The organism is Leptolyngbya sp. FACHB-8 (assembly GCF_014695575.1).
In the GTDB taxonomy this organism is placed as follows: Bacteria; Cyanobacteriota; Cyanobacteriia; order Elainellales; family Elainellaceae; genus Vacuolonema.
In genome coordinates this window covers 51600-69268 of sequence record NZ_JACJOO010000048.1, presented here as the reverse complement: position 1 = coordinate 69268, position 17669 = coordinate 51600, and the positions used below count along the sequence as shown (strand labels likewise).

Genomic DNA, 17669 nt, shown 5'->3' with positions numbered 1-17669 from the left:
AGGTGGATGATTCCATCCGAAGAGTGATGCATCTAGAAAGCTATGCTAAATCTGAAGTTGCGATGCTGAGCCAGCCTTTCAGGTTGGCTTGCTGAATTGGCGTGGGTTGCTCCACGGGAACAATGTGATAATTCATTGGCCGGGGCGGAGCCAGATGCAAAACGCCTACCCGCAATACATCCTGATGGAAAAAAGTCACTTCGACCGTATCACCCGGTTGGTAATCTTGCAAGCGATCGCTCAATTGTTCCGCCGTCACTCGCAACCCGTCCAGCGCTAACAATTCATCCCCAGCATCAAGCCCGGCACGCTGGGCAGGAGAGCCGTACTCGACAAACTTAATCACGTCCCGGCCATGCTCTGAGCGCACCTGCATCCCTGTAAATGGCGCGGCGTGAGAGACATCATCCGGCTTCAAGCGCAACCCGAAAGGCTCCAGATAGGTATCAAAAGGCAGTTCTTCCGTGGTATGCAGGTAACGCTGAAAGAAATCGTTTAAGTCAGCCCCTGCTACCCCAGCGATGATGGCCTCCAGTTGCTCCGGCAGGAAGCCAATCTCGTCCTGACCGAATTGGTGCCACATCTGGCGGAGTACATCATCGAGCGATCGCGCATTTCCGTGCCGGGCCCGAATCAGAAGATCCAGCAGCAACGACACCATCTCCCCTTTCAAGTAATAGGAGATCTGAGAGTTGTCGCTGTTGGCATCCCGCCGATACAACTTGATCCAAGCATCAAAGCTAGATTCCCCTAAGGGCTGCACCCGCCGCCCTGGAGTGGTCAAAAATCGCGTGATCTCCCGGCTCATTTCCCGTAGAAAATGGCGCGCATCATAAATTCCTGCACGAAGCGGAATCAGGAGGTCGTAGTAACTGGTCGTCCCTTCACTGAACCAAAGGGAGGGGGTGTAGCACTCGCCGTCGTAGTTAAAGACTTCCAGGGCTTTGGGACGAATTCGCTTCACATTCCACAGGTGGAAAAACTCGTGGGCGACCAGTTGCATAAAGCGGCTGTATTTCTCAGCAGAGCGGAAGACAAAACGCGAGTAATTGAGGGTGCAACTGTCCTTATGCTCCAGGCCGCCATACCCCTGATTGGAAAGGTGAAGCAGGAATAGGTACTGGGAGTAGGGTAACCCACCAAACAGTTCCGCCTCTGTTTCCACAACCTTGCGCGTGTCCCGCAACAAGGCTTCAGAATCTAAATTGTTCTGTCCCCAAACGACAAACTGGTGAGGTTTTCCCAGTACATCAAAGCTGTAGGTCGTATGCTCCCCAATTTCAACCGGACAGTCAACCAATGTGTCGAAGTCGGGAGCCTCGAAGGTATTGGGTTGACCTGGAACGGGCGGCAGTGTTGTCGCAATCTTCCAGGTGGCGTGGGGCGGCACCAGGGTCAACCGCAACGGCGTCTTCTCATGATTGGGAATGTAGAAGAAAGTAGCCGCGCCATTGAAGTATCCGTGCGTGCCATCTAAATGATTCGTGCGAACGGTTAACTCATTGGCAAAGAGCCGGTAAGAAATTGTAATTTCGTCCGTCCCATTGGTATCAATGCGCCAGTGGTTTTTGCTGACCTTCGACCAGGGCAAGGGCTTCTGCTGGGCCGTAGCCGCAAAATCTTGCACATGGCGGGCGTACTCGCGCACTAAGTACGACCCCGGCGTCCAAACCGGCATCTTCAAGTCGAGAACAGGCGATCGCCATCCCCGCACTTCTAACGTAATTTCAAACAGATGGGATTCAGGCTGCGACATTGCGACCCGATAGTGCAGGCCTACGGAGGAATGTCGGGCAGTGAGTGGAGCGGTCTCAATGGCTTCAGTCATCAGGCAGTCGCAAACGTCAGCAATCACGCGCAGAGTCGCACAGTGCCCGAATTATAGCGAACTTCATAAAAGAAGGCAGAAGGGAAGAGATTCTACATTCTCTTCCCTTCTGCCTTCTGCCTCTTGTTTTCTGTCTTAACTAAATTCGGCCAGCCAGGTGCGAAAGCTGGCGCATATTCGCAATATCAATGATCTGATTGCCAGGGTCAATATGAATCCAACCCTTGCTATCCAGCTTTTCCATAATTTTGGTCGCTTCATCAATGGAAATGTCGGCAATATCAGCCAAATCACGCATGGGAATGTTGAAGATCTGCAACCCCTGGCTGGTGCGCTGCCCGTAGGTTTCAGCAACGGCAACCAAAATGTTAGCAAGCTTGATAGCTGGCGGTTGATGACGAAGTTGAAAGCGGAAATTGGTCATCCGAAGCCGCCGTACCATCAATTGCAACATGCGGTGATGCAATTGTGAGTCTTTGAAGAGAGTCTGAATGAAGCGCTGGGCAGAAATACTAAGCAGTTTTACGGAAGAGAGAGCGACCACATCCGTTGAACGGGGAGACTCATCCAGGATGGCCATTTCACCAAAGAAGTCACCTTTACCAAGGATTGCTAGGGTAACAAAATCTTCACCAACATGGCGACGCACCTTCACCCAACCTGATTGGATGAAGTACACAGCATTGCCCCAGGCATCTTCCATCAAAACGGCTCGATCTGCAGGGTACTCGTGCTCAACCGCAATGGACATCAGCCATTCGAGGGTCTCAGGGCTGGCGGAGTGGAATAACGGAAAAATCTCACTAAAAGCTATGGTCTGCATGAAAGGTAATGCTGAATAAACACAAACAGACGAGTCAAGAGGCTTGCGTCAAAACCGGGCACAACAAAACCTATTCCTTACGGGCAAAGGCTTACAGAGGCGAACCCTGGCGTTCCCGATACCACAAGTGAGACAAAATCGGAGGTACATTGGCAGATAGCCCACCCTATCTATCGTACCCACCGCTCCAGCAAAGATTCAAATAATAAGAAATCTGAACCGCACAGAGCGGAACCATACTCATTCTTACCTTATTAGAACCTGTTTCGGCTGAAACGATTCCAGAAATTATAGCCGGAGAAACATAAACGGCCCGGGCAGTGTTCTAGACATACATTATGAATGGGGTGTAGTGAAAGGGGCACAAAGTACGCTTTTTACTACATCCCATTCTCTTATTTGATTCTAAGATTCTGACGCATGAAGAACGGTCTGGGCTGCTTTTTGCAGGGGCGATCGCCATCGTTCCACAGCTTCTGGACTGCCGACCAGGATAGTCTGTTGATGGGTCAGGGTTTCGGAATCTACAGCATCAGGAGTGAACCGCAACGGTTCCCCGTTCAGGTCGCAGCATACCAACCCGGCAGCGTGAGCCAATGCAATAGGGCCCGTGGTATCCCACAGTTTGACCCGTCGGTTGAGGTAGACATAAAGTGCCGCTCGTCCCAGGATCACCTCCATGACCTTCAGACCAAAGCTTCCAAGGGTATTGAATTGAGCCTCGGGAATGTGCTGGGTAATGGCCTCCCCATAGCGCCGTAAATCTTTAGTACCAATCAAAATGGGGCAGTGGTCCTGCCATTCGGGGAACTGTGGCTGAATGGGCGTTGCAGGAGCATCGCCTTGAGCCTGGTAAAGACCAAGCCCGACTCCACCAAAATAGAGTTGTTGAAATACAGGAGCATAAACCCAACCCGCGATCGCTCGCGCCTGCTCCAGCAATCCCACCATCAACGCGTAGTGGGGCTCTCCTTTAATAAAGTCTTCTGTGCCATCCAGGGGGTCGATCAACCACAAGCGGGATGGAGCATCCGGGGCCAGAAATAGGGAACGAGATGAAGCATTTTCTTCAGAAATCAGCCCGTCTGAGGGAAAGAGTGTCCGTAATTCCTGAACCAGTTCTACATCCAGAGCGTGATCGACATCGGTGACGTAGTCTTGCACACCTTTCTCGTAGACCTGAAAATCCTTAGCCGCCATATCGACGGCTAATTGCCCACAGCGCTGCAACAGGAAGCGCATCCGATCCAATTGCGCCGAAGAAAACGAAGTCATGGTGGGAAGTTGGAAGGAATGGGCGATCGCTCTCCACTATCCCATAAATTCTGAATTCAAATGTGGCCAGTTAAATCCCCCTAGAGTTGATTTTGTGTGCAGTTCATGCACAAGTCCACATTGCTAACTAACGCAACAAAGGGTGCGTCCTACTCTTGCAAGTTTGGAAACCCACGTTTGTAGGTGAAGCGGGCGAAGCCCGTTTCACCTACAAACGTGGGACGCACCTCGCAACAAAGGCCCCAAAAACCTGGCTTCACTGACTCAAATACACCTGAGTCAGCAAGATCAAATGCTCCTTTTAGATGTTTCGACAAACGGAAAACGTGCAGTAAGTTTGGGAGTGTTCTATCGGGTTTGGAGAAACGTATGGGATTCTTCAATCTGTTTTGGGTGTTTCTCATCATTTCGTCGGTGGTGCCCATCTTGCAGCGGCGATCGCTTGAATTTCGCCGCATCTCTGCCATTCGAGCTTTCGAACAGGCACGGGGCAGTCGAGCCATTCTGATGATTCACCGCCAGGAATCCATGAGTTTCTTAGGGTTTCCAGTGTCACGGTTCATCACCATTGAAGATTCGGAGCAGGTGTTGCGAGCCATTCGCCTAACGCCCGACACGACCCCCATTGACCTCATTCTGCACACCCCAGGTGGGCTCGTGTTAGCCACCGAGCAGATCGCGCATGCCCTGATTCGCCATCCCGCTAAAGTCACGGTCTTCGTGCCACACTACGCCATGAGCGGCGGTACAATGCTCGCTCTGGCAGCCGATGAAATTGTGATGGATGAGAATGCTGTTCTTGGGCCTGTCGATCCACAACTTGGAAATATGCCAGCTGCAAGTGTCATTAAAGTTGTTGAGGAGAAACCAATTAGTGAGATTGATGACCAAACTCTGGTAATGGCCGATGTGTCGCGAAAGGCGCTGGCTCAGGTGCAAGCGTTTGTGCGATCGCTCCTTCGCGATGAGCTTCCCGAAACTAAAATCAAGCCGGAGAATATCGATCGGATCGTCGAGGCTTTCACAACGGGACGCGTCACTCACGACTATCCCTTCATGGTGGAGGAGGCTAAGGAACTGGGGCTACCCATCACGACGGGTCTTCCCCGAGCCATTTATGAACTGATGGATTTTTACCCACAGCCAATGACAGGTCGTCCCTCCGTACAGTACATTCCGATGCCCTATGAGCCTCGGCCAGCGTTACCAGTCGCTGACAAGTAGTACAAAAGGTGGGCAAGGCCCACCTTCTTTTTTGGGTCGTGTTTCAAATCCGTAGATGGGATGTGGTGGGGTACGAAGTGCCTCACCACATCCCATCCACAGGTCTAGAAAATTACCTTTTTTTGCGGTTTTATGCGATCGCTCCCGGCTCCCCTCGGCTTACAATCAACCGCACCATTGAGAGCCCAAGAATTAGCAAGAAGAGAGCTAAGCCAACCGTACAGGCATAGTTGATCTCCAAATCTTGAAACGCCTGCTCGTAAACGTAGTACACAATCGTTTTCGAGCTGTTGCGAGGCCCCCCCTGAGTCATCACATAAATCTCTTCGAAGACCTTAGTGGCCGAAATAGATGAAATGACAGCCACCAGGAACAAGTAGGGCCGCATCAAGGGAATGGTAATATCCCAATGCTTTTGCCAGCCCACCGAACCGTCAATGGAAGCCGCTTCGTACAAGTCTGCTGGAATGGACTGCAACCCGGCCAGGTAAATCACCATGTAGTAACCCAACCCTTTCCACACCGTTACAGCCATCACGCTAAACAGGGCCATGCTAGGGCTAGTCAACCAGGGAATGCCGTCTTTCGACAGGTGGAACGCCTTGAGGAACTGGTTGAGCAGCCCATTTTCGGTATAAAGCCATTTCCAGGCAATGCCTGCCACAACCATCGAGATCACCACTGGGGTATAGTACGCCGCGCGGAACCAGTGCATCCCTGGCAGCACCCGGTTGACCAAAATTGCCAGCAGCAGCGGGAAGATTACCAGTAGCGGAACCACACAAACGAGGTAAAGCAGGGTGTTTCCCAGGACTTCCCAGAACACTTTGTCACGCAGCAAGCGCTGCATATTCTCCAGGCCCACCCACTCCGGAGGCTGTGTCACATCAAACTGGTACTGGGTGAAGCTCAGCAAAAATGCTTGCACCGCCGGGAAAAACACGGTCAGCCCCAAAATCAATAGGGCTGGAGCCAGAAATAAATAAGGAGTCAGGCGCGGCCCCCAAACGCTCCAGAATGAGGGGCGCTCAGCGCTGTCCCAACGGGAATCACCTTGATGCATAGAAGTGGACACTCAACCCGCAATGGTTTCAGTCTACAGTGCTGTGCGCGATCGTTAAGAACGATGGTGCGGCTCACATCGCCTTCTAAACCGCCAATCAAACACCTACCCTGCCTACCCCCACATTAGACTTCCTGTGTGAATCGTTGCGCGGCTTCACCGCGCAACGATTCACACCCTCAGGAACTGATTCATGCAGGAGGTCTATTACCGGATCGGCAGCATTCTTACAGGGATATGGGCTGGAAATTTCTTCGATAGAGCCCTTGCTTTATAGCAAATTTATAGTACACTTGCACCATAAGTTCAGATGTACTACTTTAGCTATATTTCTATGGACAGTCGCCACCCGCTTTCTCCCAGGTCTCCGCTGCTCGTTTCTCGCCGTTCTCCTGCACCCTCTTGGATGCGGGTGAAAACACTGCTGTCGCCGCCTCGGGGCGATCGCGCCATTCTTCTGGAGGCTTTACTGTGGGTTGCTGGGGCGGCCGTTCTACGTATGGTGGCTGATTTTGTTTTGACAGCGATGCCCATCCTTTGGGTGCCTGTCGCATTAATTTTGGCCCTCCCATCTGTACTAGCTATCAGCCTGGCAACGTGGGCTCCCCCCTTAAGCCTGGTGTTGGGATATCGCTTAACGCTGACCGCAATGGGTCTACTTCTTGGAGGAAAACTATGAGTATTATTCTTGGTGCTGCCTGGTTATTAATCGTTCTGTCCTGCCTGATGCTGGCTGGGGAGGGCCGTCATGATGAAGCCTCGTAAGCCTGCTCGTCGCTCCTCCAATTTCCAGTATTTTCTTGTAGGCGGCTCAATGCTAGTAATGATGAGTATGCTGGCCGATATGCGAGATACCTGGAAGCCCAAACAGGTTAGCAATAACTGTGCCGAGATCGTGCAACCGAGCTCTATACTGGGTCGGGATGAGTTAGCCAAACTTTTGGCTATTCCTGAGCGCGATCGCAAAGAAGCTGTCCAAGCCGTTGTGAGCGAGCCCTACTGCCGCCTACCCAAGGTTGAAATTCGTGAGGGAGTTGCTGCAGAACGGGAGGTTTATCCTCTGGCCTTCGATCCACAAACGTGGTTCGTGGTGCTTTATGAGGGGGATGAGTACGCAGGCTATTCCTTCCTGTTCCAACGTAACGGTCCCTAATTCTTCATCCGTCGTTTTGCTATCAGTCTAGGGTGTGTTTTGAACCCAAGTGGAAGGGTTGTTTTTACGTGTGCTCCGCACATGAAAAAACAATCTCTAAAACAGACCTTAGGAATTGCAGTAGAGGTATCCCTCAAAAGGCGCTGCAACAAGTAGAACTGGCTCGTACGCTCTATACAATGCTGCCGTCAACAGCCCATCAGTGGGGTGTTGGCAAGCTCTCCGTGCCCTTATTGCCAAAATTCTAGCTTGACCATGTCGAATTCCTACGTCCTTGCCCCCTACACGGTCGCCCTACTATCGGCCGGTTTCCTTTGCCTTAGCCCGGTTGCCCAGGCCGCTGAATCGGATATTGCTTTATCCTTTGACCCCGCTCCTGTTGCGGAAGTTCCCAATGAGAGTCTTTCCTTTGAACCCACTTCCACTGCTTCAACAGCGGATGCTGAGCCAGACAAACCCGATCCCAATCTACCACTGACCATTCCAAGCCATGCCATGGAAGCTCCCGTGGGCAAAGGAGGGGATCTGGCAGAATTGCCACCACCACCTGAGCCTATAGCAACCGGGATCGCGATCGCGTCAGAAGCAGCACCTCCCGATCCAGTTGAAGCCCCGGTAGCCCCAACACCCACACCGGCCCCAGCTCTGACCCAACCCGAAGCCGTTGTCGCACAAGTGCCTCAGCCTGATTCAGGAGCCAATGGGCTCTCCTTTGCCATTCCTGATTTACCGCCCCTACCCGACATTGTTCAGAACCTGGCCCAAGCGATACATTCCAAGGCCAATGCTCCTTTCCCCAATGATGCTCAGATTCCAGAAGCTCTGGCTCCCCTGTTTACAGGCGGCCCTGATTCGCTGGTGGCGATCGCCGTTGGAAGTGCAGAAGGCACTCGCACCCCTACCGGAGAAACAACTCCTGCTTATAAAGGACACAAAGATCCGGGTAACGGGGTTTGGAATTTAGGTTCCTTCTCCTACCAACATGGGGCAGCAACCCCTCAAGAGGCTAATGCCCGACAACTGGTACGGCTACAAAAACAAGCGATGACGCTGTTTCAGGATGCAGCACAACGAGGTATGGCTTTATCTCTGGAGGAGCAATTAAACGCCATCGATCTGGCTAATCAATCTCCGGCTGCCGCTTTAAGTCGAGGCGGATACCTGGATCGCCTTCAAGAAGCTCGTCAAATGGGGCTTACAGGAACAGAAGCCATAAGTTGGGCACGCACTCGAGCTTATCTCGACCCGGATACCCGCCAATGGAATGCACCCGGTTTGGGTAATACAGTAGGAAGCATTACCGCTGATCAGGAGCGCCGGATGGGAATGATCGCCCGAGCTTTGGAAGCATGGTCCGCAAACACTCCCCAAATAAGCGCTAGTAAAGTTGAGGCAGTGGCTGATAATCTCTTTGCAATTGATCTTCACTAACGCAGATCTTGCACCAAACCCCGGAAGGGATATTTTCCATACACTTTTCGCACGGGAAATATGCCTTTCGGGGTTTGGTTTTAGGAAGAAGATGTAAGCTAACTTGCATCACAGGATTACGCGAACTGCAAAGGAAAGGTTAGATAGTTATCAACATCTAAAAGGAAAATTTGCTTTCCTTTTATAACTAAAAATACATAGACCGAACGATCGCTTTCACCTTACCTCTTTGTTAAAAAAAACACACTGCCATTTGATTTTTTTCGGTTTTTACGGGAAACTTTATGAAGGATTGACAAAGAAGCCTGAGGGTAAAGTTAATTTTGATACGTGCCACGCTTCGAAATCCTATTATTCTTAGGCTTGAGTAGGGAGTTTTGCCTTCCGTTCTAAAGGCTTCGTTTTTCTGTGTTGTTGTGTGTCCCAGTTAAGGTTGCTGTATTGCTAGTACAACGCCAGTCCTCAGGACGTAAGCTGAGTGCTGCAAGTGATTCGGATGGTTCGTCGCTAGAAAGAGTCGCTTAGGATTTTAGGGTTTTCTAGCTAACCTTAAAGTCCAAAATGCTCTATTTCATTGTGTTAAGCACCACAGACCTTTATGGAATTTCAAAATTCGGTAGCCTCGGTAGGGATACAACCATACCGAACTTGTCCAGCTACCTCTGCTGTGGCCAGTGGCGCATCTACCCTATTTGAGACCATTCCTCCCGAAAGAATGGGATTGAATGGCGAGTACGACTACCACGGTTTAACCAAACGGGTATGCCACGCCTTCTGCCAACGCTTTGGGGAAGCCAGTCTCACCCCCTGGGCGATCGCCCAACGGGGAGGTATCGTTACCATTCGAGGGCGCATTACCAGTGCCTACTTGCTTTATCAATTTATTGACTTAGCTTTAAGAACAGAAGGTACTGTGGGTGTCGAGATCAACGGCAACACAATTTTTTCCCATATCGATTTGCATCGTATGGTTCCTCCCCCACCAAGCCTAGCCAGTTGAAATGGCTATCGGTAATTGGTGAACTGAAGGGCCGCCGGCCAATCTTCCTGCTTCAAGCGCTGAATAACTTCCTGCAACTCGTCTTTCGACTTTGCCGCCACGCGTACAGCGTCTCCTTGAATTGACGCCTGCACCTTCTTAAACTCATCTCGGATGAGTTTGGAAATCTGCTTGGCCAGTTCCGTAGTAATTCCCTTTTGCAAGCGAATCTCCTGGCGTACGCGGCTACCACTGGCCGCTTCTACCTTACCAAAGTCAAAGATTTTGAGGGATAGATTGCGCTTCGCGGCTTTCGTTTGCAGGATCGTATGAACTGCTTGCAGAGTCATATTGCCGTCGGTCACCACCGTGATGGTGTCCTCAGACAGTTCGAGGCTGGTCTTGGTATCTTTCAGGTCGTAACGGCTCTGGATTTCACGCTGCGCCTGGTCCAGAGCGTTAACCAACTCCTGGCGATCAAAATCGCTAACGATGTCGAATGAATAGGTAGAAGCCATAGAGCGAACAAACAATGTCGATGACTAAGGTGAATAAGCAAACCGTAACCGATTCAAACGGTAATCTGCGATCGCCCCTCAAAACACCTTCAGGAAGCTAGAGATCATAAGGGTAGCTGAGCTTAGAGAACCAATTCCAAACATCAGCGATCGCAACAATGGCACATTCAAGATGTAGAAAATGGAATATAACAGCCGCGCGCTGAGATGGGCAATGACAGCACCCATCACCCACCCCCCTGTGATCCCCGTTACATAGGCCAGCAAACAGGCAGCCGCAAATAGAGTAAAGGCTTCGAAGGAATTTTGGTGGGCCCAAGTTGCCCGTTGGGCATAAGCAGGTAACTTATCGACAACCGCCCGGGGAGTCGCCAACGCCTGCATCCCTAACTGCAGCCGCCCATAGGCCACTAACCCAAACGGTACATACACCAGAAACGCCGCAACGACGACGCCACCAACTAATACCGCTTGAACCGATAAGCTTTGCATTACGAATTCTCAGCAATAGAACGACTCGATGAGCAAAGCGGGTTGAACCCGAACTTAATCGAAGTAGAAGAGGGTCACGATTTTACGCTGATCCTCAGCATCCCCACAGGTTTTCAGTAGGGTATGGCTATCGTGGAAGGCAAAGCAAATGAGTTGCTGGCAGCGTGAAACAATCTCCTGGTTACAGATGGCGCTCGCCTCTGCCAGTGACATGTGGTCATTGTCAGGATTTTCCACTAGATGAATCACCTGCTCCAGTTGTTCACGAGATTCCCGAGGTTGCCGCTCTAGGCTTTGGGGCAGAATCACCGTCAGCAGGTTCGGATCAGCCCGCATAGCCCCGCGAATGGCAGCAGCATTGGTTCCCGTAGCCCCTGAGGTCAACAAGCGGTTACGCCCCAGTACAAGGGCGTAGCTCATCTCCTCAATGAGGATCTGGTGGGTAATGGGCACATGGCGGGAGCCCAGAAGTGCAATGCGTTTTGAACCCGTTTGTTGAATGGCCGCAAGCTCTTGCAGGAAATCATCAACCCGGGGTAGATCAACCGACTGGCTCAAAGATACACTCAACAGGCGAAACGACCCAGATATTTTAGCAGGTGTCAGCGACTCAGCGTATCCGTTGCTATTTAACCTGAGTTCGGGTTAAGGACGTTTTCGAGTGCCGCGCGTTGCGCGGCACTCGAAAACGCTCATTTTGAATTGAAGCCTGAAAATAGCCCGCCAAAGACGGACTATTTTCAGGCTTCGGCAAAATTAGGGTGCATTTTAGAATTTGCTGAAATGATTGCTATTTCGTACACTTCACGTACAAAATAACAACTTTTAGAACAGACCCTACCAGAGCCGGTTCTTAACCTAACTTTGCTTCCGGAGAAACATGAAGGTTTCTTCGATGGGATTGGGCCCATCTTGCACTTTTGGTGGGGGAGGCTGAATGTTGGTGGTAGCCTCTTCCTCTGCAACTCCTAGAGGATGGGCGGGTGTTTGCGAAAGTTGCGGCATGTCGCGGGCATTGGGCACCTCAGAGGAAAGTTGAGGTGGCGAATGCATGAAGTCACAGATGAAGAAGGAAAAGGAAACACTACCGAGCCGGATGCGATCGCCATCCTTCAAGGACGTGCAGCGGCGGATTGGTTCCCCATTGATATAGGTGCCATTGCTGCTGCCCAAATCTACCAGGTAGAACTGTTTGTTGGCATAGCGAATAGCAGCATGGCGACGGGAAAGCCGCTTATCTTGAATCGGCAAATTGACCCGTCGAGAGTCGCGGCCAATAATCCATAAATTTTGAGACTGAGTCAAAGCTTGGGTTTCTCCACCCAAAACATTTGTCACTAAATAAACCTGCTGGCGTAGCACCAACCCCTGGATGTAAGGTAACGTCACCCTGGCCAAGGCTTTACTACCACTGTTTTCCAAGCTAAGAATTTCGTCTAACAGCCCCCGGTTTTGCTCATACAGCTTGAGGAACACCTGGTACAAGCCTAAACGCTGCTGAATTTCGGGGTTTTCAGTTGTACTTTGCTCCCGTGAGGAAAAAGCAGACATGGAGTGGGGATCTAGCATGGTGGACTGGCGGGTGAGATGGGGGATTGGCAAGACGCAACCAACGGCAAAAACTCAGAAGGCGGAAGGTCGAGGAGCGTTGCAACCATCCTTATTCCTTGTATTTCCAGAGTAGGCGCTTCTTAAAGTTCGTATAACCGGGTGATCACGGGAAGGAAACGGTTCCCTTGGGAAAACCATGAAATATGGCCCCATTCCTCCTGATATCTACGGAAACCAGTGTCCCCTTTGCTAACATGCCTACTTAAACCATGCGGATATTACGGCCTGGATAGGCTATATGCCTTTCAAAATCAAATTTAGGGTTAGGGTTGCCTGAGAAATTTTAGTAACTCACGGTTAACAATCTGTGGTGTTTCCTGCTGAATCCAGTGCCCACATTCGGGAACGAGCTGAACCTGAAATGGCGCATCTACTAATTGCCGCACACGATCCAGAAAACGAGGGTTGAGGAGGGTGTCATCCTCACCCCAGAGCACTAGAGTGGGGGATTGTACCGGACGGGGCGATCGCTCCCACTGGTTCAGTAGAACCTGAGGAGTCAGTAAATGCCGATAGTAGTTTAGAGCAGCGCTGAGAACTCCAGGCTTTTCGAGGGCAGCCTGGTAAATTTCGGCATCCTGCCTCGTAAACGCGCCTTTGCGGACGGCCTGCCCCTGAAACGTACTGCGGACGAAGTTACTCAGATTCTGACGAATTAACCAGTCGGGTAGCCCTGGCACCTGAGCAGCCAACATATACCAACTCCGACGCAGTTGATCCAGATTGCTCGTCAGCTCCTGCAATAACTGTTGTGGATGAGGAGCATTAAGAATTGCTAAACGGTTCAAATATTGGGGGAAATGGTGGGCAAAGTGCCAGGCAATAGAGCCACCCCAATCATGACCAATAATATGAGCTTTGCTGTATCCTAATCCTTCAATCAGGCCACGAATGTCAGCACCCAAGGTATCCAGGTCATAGCCTGAAGTTGGCTTATCAGAATCATTAAACCCACGCAGATCGGGCACCACCACTTTGAAGTGGCGAGCCAGAGCTGGGATTTGGTGCCGCCAAGAGTACCAAAATTCGGGAAACCCGTGGAGGAGAACAACTAGATCTCCCTCGCCCTGGGTAACGCAGTGGAGACGGATACGATTGGTTTCAATAAAGCAGTGTTGCCAGCCAGCCAGGGTGATTGCAGTCATAGGGATAGGGATACCTGCTGGCAGTTGAAAAAGCCAGGCACGCGTGTAAATAGAAGGTAAGAAGATTTGGAAAAGGAAGATTAGGTCTTGCCAGCTTTTCCGAATAGAAGACTGTGCTAGAAGGCTCGCTCAAGCGCTTTCATTTCTAAAATGAAAGTGCGAGGAGATTTTCTGAAGCTGTAAAGCAGTCTCTAGGATAAGCTTGTATTATACGATACAAGTCTTACTACAACTATCCTAACGCCTGCTGTTAACGATCTGTGTCCGTATTTTCTAGGAAGCTTTCATAGGGTCACTTCGGAATATCCGTAGACCTTCTTTAAAGCACGCACCGGAGACTAAATAATTTGGCAAGGGCAGGTAGCAGGAGCAAAAAGAATGGCAGACAAACGGCGTATTGTGTCTCTGTTACCCAGTGCAACCGAGATTGTGGCATTTTTGGGATTGACGGGGGAATTAGTGGGGCGATCGCACGAATGCGACTACCCTCTTGAAGTCCAGCACTTACCCATCTGCACCGAACCCAAGCTCGACCCCTCTGGAAGTAGTGCGGCTATTCATGCTCAGGTTACCGACGTTTTGCAGGCGGCCCTCAGTGTTTATCGGGTATACGACGACCTGCTGCTACAGCTTCAACCGACCCATATCGTGACCCAGGCACAATGCGACGTATGCGCCGTCAGCCTGCGAGATGTAGAGGAGGCCATAAGCCGATTAGCTGACATTCAGCCGCAGATCATCTCCCTGCAGCCCATGGTACTGACGGATATATGGTCTGATATTCAAAGAGTTGCAGAGGCATTGGGCGTTGAGGCTCCCCTGGAACGTTTGCAGCAGCGGCTTGCTGACTGCCAGACTCGCGCCGAGACCCTCACATCCAGACCAACGGTTGTATGTATCGAATGGATTGAACCGTTGATGGCAGCGGGTAACTGGGTGCCAGAGTTGGTAGCGATCGCCGGAGGTCAGTCCTGCTTTGGCACCGTAGGCAAACATTCTCCCTGGCTCTCCTGGGAAGCTTTGCAGCAAGCCGATCCAGACGTTCTGGTTATTATGCCCTGTGGTTTTGATTTAGAGCGGACTCGTCAGGAAGCTCAGACCCTAACACAGCATCCTTACTGGGCCTCTTTAAAGGCGGTGCAAACTGGACAGGTCTTTTTGACAGATGGCAATCAATACTTTAATCGGCCTGGCCCACGTTTAGTGGATTCGCTAGAGATTCTGGCTGAGATTTTTCACCCTGATGAGTTTGGCGATCGATACCGAGGGCACGGATGGCAACCTCTTTAGAAGAACAAGTAGAGGATGATCAAACATTAGGCCCAAAAGACCGTATCGCCCCCTTCGCGAGCGATACGGTCTTTTGGGCCTGATATCTTAACTAACGCGACAAAGGCTATATGAGGCCATATCACAGATTTCATATCACTGTTCGTTAGCAGAGGTTTCCAGCATATTGATAGATGGAAAGCTGTAGCTAAATTTCCAACTCTATTTTTTTATAGACATTAGGTTAGATAAAGTACCCAATCCGTACAGGTATAGTCATGACTGCTACTACGCTCCGCCCAGTTGACTGGGATGCTTTTTCCGCCGCACTGGAGGGCATCGAAATCATTCGTGACGCCGCACAAGTGGCGAAGCTGTCGAAAGACTATTACACCTACAGCCCAATTTTGGTGGAACAGTTGCAGGACAAGGTAGGAGAGGTGGTCGTGAAACCCACCTCGGAGGCTGAGGTTCTGCGAGTTGCTCAAGTTTGTGTGCAGCAGCGCATTCCCTTAACGGTACGGGGGGCTGGGACAGGCAACTATGGGCAATGCATCCCTTTGCAAGGTGGTGTAATTCTTGATCTGAGCAAGATGCAAGCGGTGAAGTGGATTAGGCCAGGTATTGCCTGTGTGGAAGCTGGGGTCAAGCTAGCAGCACTGGATAAGCAGACACGGGAAACCGGGTGGGAATTGCGAATGGTGCCTTCCACCTATCGAACAGCGACGGTGGGCGGTTTTATTGGTGGGGGTAGTGGGGGCATTGGTTCTATTAGCTATGGTCAGTTGCGCGATCGCGGTAATTTGCTAGCCGTGCGGGTTGTCACGATGGAAGATGAACCTCGGGTGATCGAGCTGCGGGGCGACGACGTGCAAAAGGTGAACCATGCCTACGGCACCAACGGTATCATCACAGAGCTCGAAGTCCCTCTGGGGCCTGCTTATCCCTGGGCTGAGTTGATTGTGGCGTTTGATGATTTTATGACAGCGGCCCGGTTTGGTCAGGTGTTAGGGGAAGCCGACGGACTGATTAAAAAACTGATCTGCATCTGTGCAGACCCAGTTCCCGGCTACTTTGCAGCCTTGAAGAGCGCCATTCCATCGGGCTCGCATGTTGCCCTTGTGATGATTGCGGAACCCTGCTTGGAGCCGTTTGGCGAGCTAGTGAAGGAAATGGGTGGCCAAATTTGCTATCACAAATCAGCTCAGGAAGCTGGGAAAGGCACGATGCTCCTGGAGTTTACCTGGAACCACACAACGCTCCATGCCCGGAGCGTTGATCCGACATTAACCTACTTGCAAACGCTCTTTCCCTATGATCCTAACTTGGCCCTACTGGAGGAGATGTACCATCACTTCGGTGATGAAGCGATGATGCACCTGGAGTTCATTCGGGTACACGGACGAGTAGTTCCGGCAGCGCTACAAATTGTGCGATATAGTACCGCCGAGCGTCTGTGCGAGATCATCCACTACCACGAGGAGAAGGGCGCATTTATTGCCAATCCGCATACCTACATCCTGGAGGATGGTGGACGGAAGACCGTGGATCCGGTGCAATTGGCCTTTAAGGAAGCAATGGATCCTTATGGTCTGTTAAATCCTGGAAAGATGAAAGCGTGGGAATTGCGCGATCGCTCTTAATCCCAAATCCCATGGAGAACCTGATGTACAAAAAAATGGGTAGGCATAGCCTACCCATAGGTCCTTGTCCAGGCCGCTTGAGATAGAGAGCGTTATTTGGCTGCAGGGAAAATACTCTCAACTACGAGAACCGGCTTCTCGATAAATTCGTCATCAATTTTCTGTTTCAAACCGCTGTCCCAATCGAGGTCATAATCCTGTTCAAACTCGTTTGGAATATAAGGCCGAAGAACACCCGTAATCACAATATCTTCCTTCTCGGCTAAGGCTGCATCTGGGGTTGAACCAATAACCAGAACTTCCTCGCCAGCAAACAGGTCGTTATCCTGAAGAGTAAAGGTACTCGGTGTGAGTTGGTCAGCGACGGTTCCCTCGACGGAGATGGTTTGACCGTAATAGGATTCCGGATTTTTGCTAATCTCCTCGGGTTCAGGAGCAAAGGCGATCGATTGGGCGATGACTACAGAGCTGTCTTCGTACTGCTGGTAAGTTTGAGGGTCCAGATTCAAGCCATATTCCTTCTGGAGGTCAGCGGTGGCTAGACGGCGAACCTGCCCTATCACCTGGAGATTCTTGGTGAATTGGTTGCCATCAGGAACCAGAAACGGAGTTCCTGTCGCATTAATAACAAGCACATCTTTACCATCAAACAGGCGATCGCCCGCCATGGAAAATGCAATATCTCCAACAGATTCTCGCATTTCACCACGGATAGAGAGCGTTTCACCCATGTACTTCTCGATATTGCCTGTCAGTTCGCCTGTCCGTACACTTTGATCACCTGTAGTGCTAATTGGATGCTCTACGGCAGGGTTGGGAGATGTGGATTCAGGCTCTTCAACACTCGTTTGAGTGTTGGTTTGGCAAGCCGTTAGGAGCCCGGCCGATAGAATGAGGGCGATCGCTCCTTTTCCAAAGCCTTTGCTGATATCGCCAATCAATTTCATCACGATTCCCTCCTAACCTTGCTTACCCAACAGCTTAGTTTTTGCAGAGAATCAACACCTCTTTCTAGGGGACAGAACTTTACTACAACTGTTTATAGATTTTAAAATTCACTTCAATTCTTTAGTTCAATGAGTGCCTATTTGCAACAAAAGGCTCAATCTCAGCAATTCTCCAGTATGGGCTTCAAAGCCAAGAGTTCACGCCCTACGGGCGTGAACTCTTGGCTTTGAAGCCCGAAAACCGCGCGCCAAAGGCGCGCGGTTTTCG

Annotated in this window: 18 protein-coding genes; 8 read left to right on the top strand and 10 right to left on the bottom strand. The window is 50.9% G+C overall.

The window, feature by feature from the left end:
- Positions 1 to 40: 40 nt before the first annotated feature.
- From H6F91_RS10570 to H6F91_RS10560, 3 genes are all read right to left on the bottom strand, one after another.
- Positions 41 to 1828 (bottom strand): M61 family metallopeptidase, encoded by a 1788-nt coding sequence (locus tag H6F91_RS10570; RefSeq protein WP_190775183.1) that lies wholly within the window; start codon positions 1826 to 1828, stop codon positions 41 to 43.
- A gap of 139 nt (positions 1829 to 1967) precedes the next feature.
- Positions 1968 to 2651 carry a Crp/Fnr family transcriptional regulator gene (locus tag H6F91_RS10565; RefSeq protein WP_190775184.1) on the bottom strand — a complete coding sequence of 228 codons (684 nt, stop codon included), beginning with the start codon at positions 2649 to 2651 and terminating at the stop codon, positions 1968 to 1970.
- A gap of 405 nt (positions 2652 to 3056) precedes the next feature.
- Positions 3057 to 3926, bottom strand: a complete 870-nt coding sequence (locus tag H6F91_RS10560; protein ID WP_190775185.1) for an inositol monophosphatase family protein — start codon at positions 3924 to 3926, stop codon at positions 3057 to 3059.
- A 369-nt stretch (positions 3927 to 4295) separates the two neighbouring features.
- Here H6F91_RS10560 and H6F91_RS10555 point away from each other — a divergent pair, with 369 nt between their 5' ends.
- The gene (locus tag H6F91_RS10555; RefSeq protein WP_190775186.1) at positions 4296 to 5150 is read left to right on the top strand and encodes a hypothetical protein; all 855 of its coding nucleotides are present in this window, start codon (positions 4296 to 4298) and stop codon (positions 5148 to 5150) included.
- A 130-nt stretch (positions 5151 to 5280) separates the two neighbouring features.
- On the opposite strand, the gene H6F91_RS10550 is transcribed toward H6F91_RS10555, so the two are convergent.
- The gene (locus H6F91_RS10550; RefSeq protein ID WP_190775187.1) at positions 5281 to 6213 is read right to left on the bottom strand and encodes a sugar ABC transporter permease; all 933 of its coding nucleotides are present in this window, start codon (positions 6211 to 6213) and stop codon (positions 5281 to 5283) included.
- Between the two features lie 334 nt (positions 6214 to 6547).
- Here H6F91_RS10550 and H6F91_RS10545 point away from each other — a divergent pair, with 334 nt between their 5' ends.
- The 4 genes from H6F91_RS10545 (at position 6548) to H6F91_RS10530 (ending at position 9797) form a co-directional block, all read left to right on the top strand.
- Positions 6548 to 6892, top strand: coding sequence for a hypothetical protein (locus tag H6F91_RS10545; RefSeq protein ID WP_190775188.1), 345 nt, complete (start codon positions 6548 to 6550; stop codon positions 6890 to 6892).
- A 69-nt stretch (positions 6893 to 6961) separates the two neighbouring features.
- Complete coding sequence (locus H6F91_RS10540) at positions 6962 to 7366, top strand: hypothetical protein (protein WP_190775189.1); 405 nt, start codon at positions 6962 to 6964, stop codon at positions 7364 to 7366.
- 255 nt (positions 7367 to 7621) lie between these two features.
- On the top strand, positions 7622 to 8797 hold the full coding sequence (locus tag H6F91_RS10535; RefSeq protein ID WP_190775190.1) for a hypothetical protein: 1176 nt from the start codon (positions 7622 to 7624) through the stop codon (positions 8795 to 8797).
- Positions 8798 to 9395: 598 nt separating this feature from the next.
- On the top strand, positions 9396 to 9797 hold the full coding sequence (locus tag H6F91_RS10530; RefSeq protein ID WP_190775191.1) for a phospholipid-binding protein: 402 nt from the start codon (positions 9396 to 9398) through the stop codon (positions 9795 to 9797).
- A 5-nt stretch (positions 9798 to 9802) separates the two neighbouring features.
- Here the strand turns inward: H6F91_RS10530 and H6F91_RS10525 are convergent, their stop codons facing one another.
- The 4 genes from H6F91_RS10525 to H6F91_RS10510 form a co-directional block, all read right to left on the bottom strand.
- A complete protein-coding gene (locus H6F91_RS10525; protein ID WP_190775192.1) occupies positions 9803 to 10294 on the bottom strand; it encodes a YajQ family cyclic di-GMP-binding protein in 492 nt (163 codons plus the stop codon).
- Positions 10295 to 10372: 78 nt separating this feature from the next.
- Entirely contained in the window at positions 10373 to 10786 is a 414-nt protein-coding gene (locus H6F91_RS10520; protein WP_190775193.1) for an MAPEG family protein, read from the bottom strand.
- Positions 10787 to 10840: 54 nt separating this feature from the next.
- A complete protein-coding gene (locus H6F91_RS10515) occupies positions 10841 to 11344 on the bottom strand; it encodes a DNA recombination-mediator protein A (protein WP_190775194.1) in 504 nt (167 codons plus the stop codon).
- A gap of 300 nt (positions 11345 to 11644) precedes the next feature.
- On the bottom strand, positions 11645 to 12337 hold the full coding sequence (locus H6F91_RS10510) for an FHA domain-containing protein (RefSeq protein ID WP_206754921.1): 693 nt from the start codon (positions 12335 to 12337) through the stop codon (positions 11645 to 11647).
- Here H6F91_RS10510 and H6F91_RS28265 point away from each other — a divergent pair.
- A complete protein-coding gene (locus H6F91_RS28265) occupies positions 12336 to 12470 on the top strand; it encodes a hypothetical protein (RefSeq protein ID WP_277874377.1) in 135 nt (44 codons plus the stop codon). The two genes, H6F91_RS10510 and H6F91_RS28265, sit on opposite strands and share 2 nt — an antisense overlap.
- A 190-nt stretch (positions 12471 to 12660) precedes the next feature.
- Here H6F91_RS28265 and H6F91_RS10505 read toward each other — a convergent pair whose 3' ends face one another.
- Positions 12661 to 13542, bottom strand: coding sequence for an alpha/beta hydrolase (locus tag H6F91_RS10505; protein WP_190775196.1), 882 nt, complete (start codon positions 13540 to 13542; stop codon positions 12661 to 12663).
- 378 nt (positions 13543 to 13920) lie between these two features.
- On the opposite strand from H6F91_RS10505, the gene H6F91_RS10500 reads away from it, so the two are divergent.
- Complete coding sequence (locus H6F91_RS10500; RefSeq protein ID WP_190775197.1) at positions 13921 to 14832, top strand: cobalamin-binding protein; 912 nt, start codon at positions 13921 to 13923, stop codon at positions 14830 to 14832.
- 257 nt (positions 14833 to 15089) lie between these two features.
- Positions 15090 to 16454, top strand: a complete 1365-nt coding sequence (locus H6F91_RS10495) for an FAD-binding oxidoreductase (RefSeq protein WP_190775198.1) — start codon at positions 15090 to 15092, stop codon at positions 16452 to 16454.
- 92 nt (positions 16455 to 16546) lie between these two features.
- Here the strand turns inward: H6F91_RS10495 and H6F91_RS10490 are convergent, their stop codons facing one another.
- The gene (locus H6F91_RS10490; RefSeq protein ID WP_206754920.1) at positions 16547 to 17404 is read right to left on the bottom strand and encodes a hypothetical protein; all 858 of its coding nucleotides are present in this window, start codon (positions 17402 to 17404) and stop codon (positions 16547 to 16549) included.
- Positions 17405 to 17669: the final 265 nt, after the last annotated feature.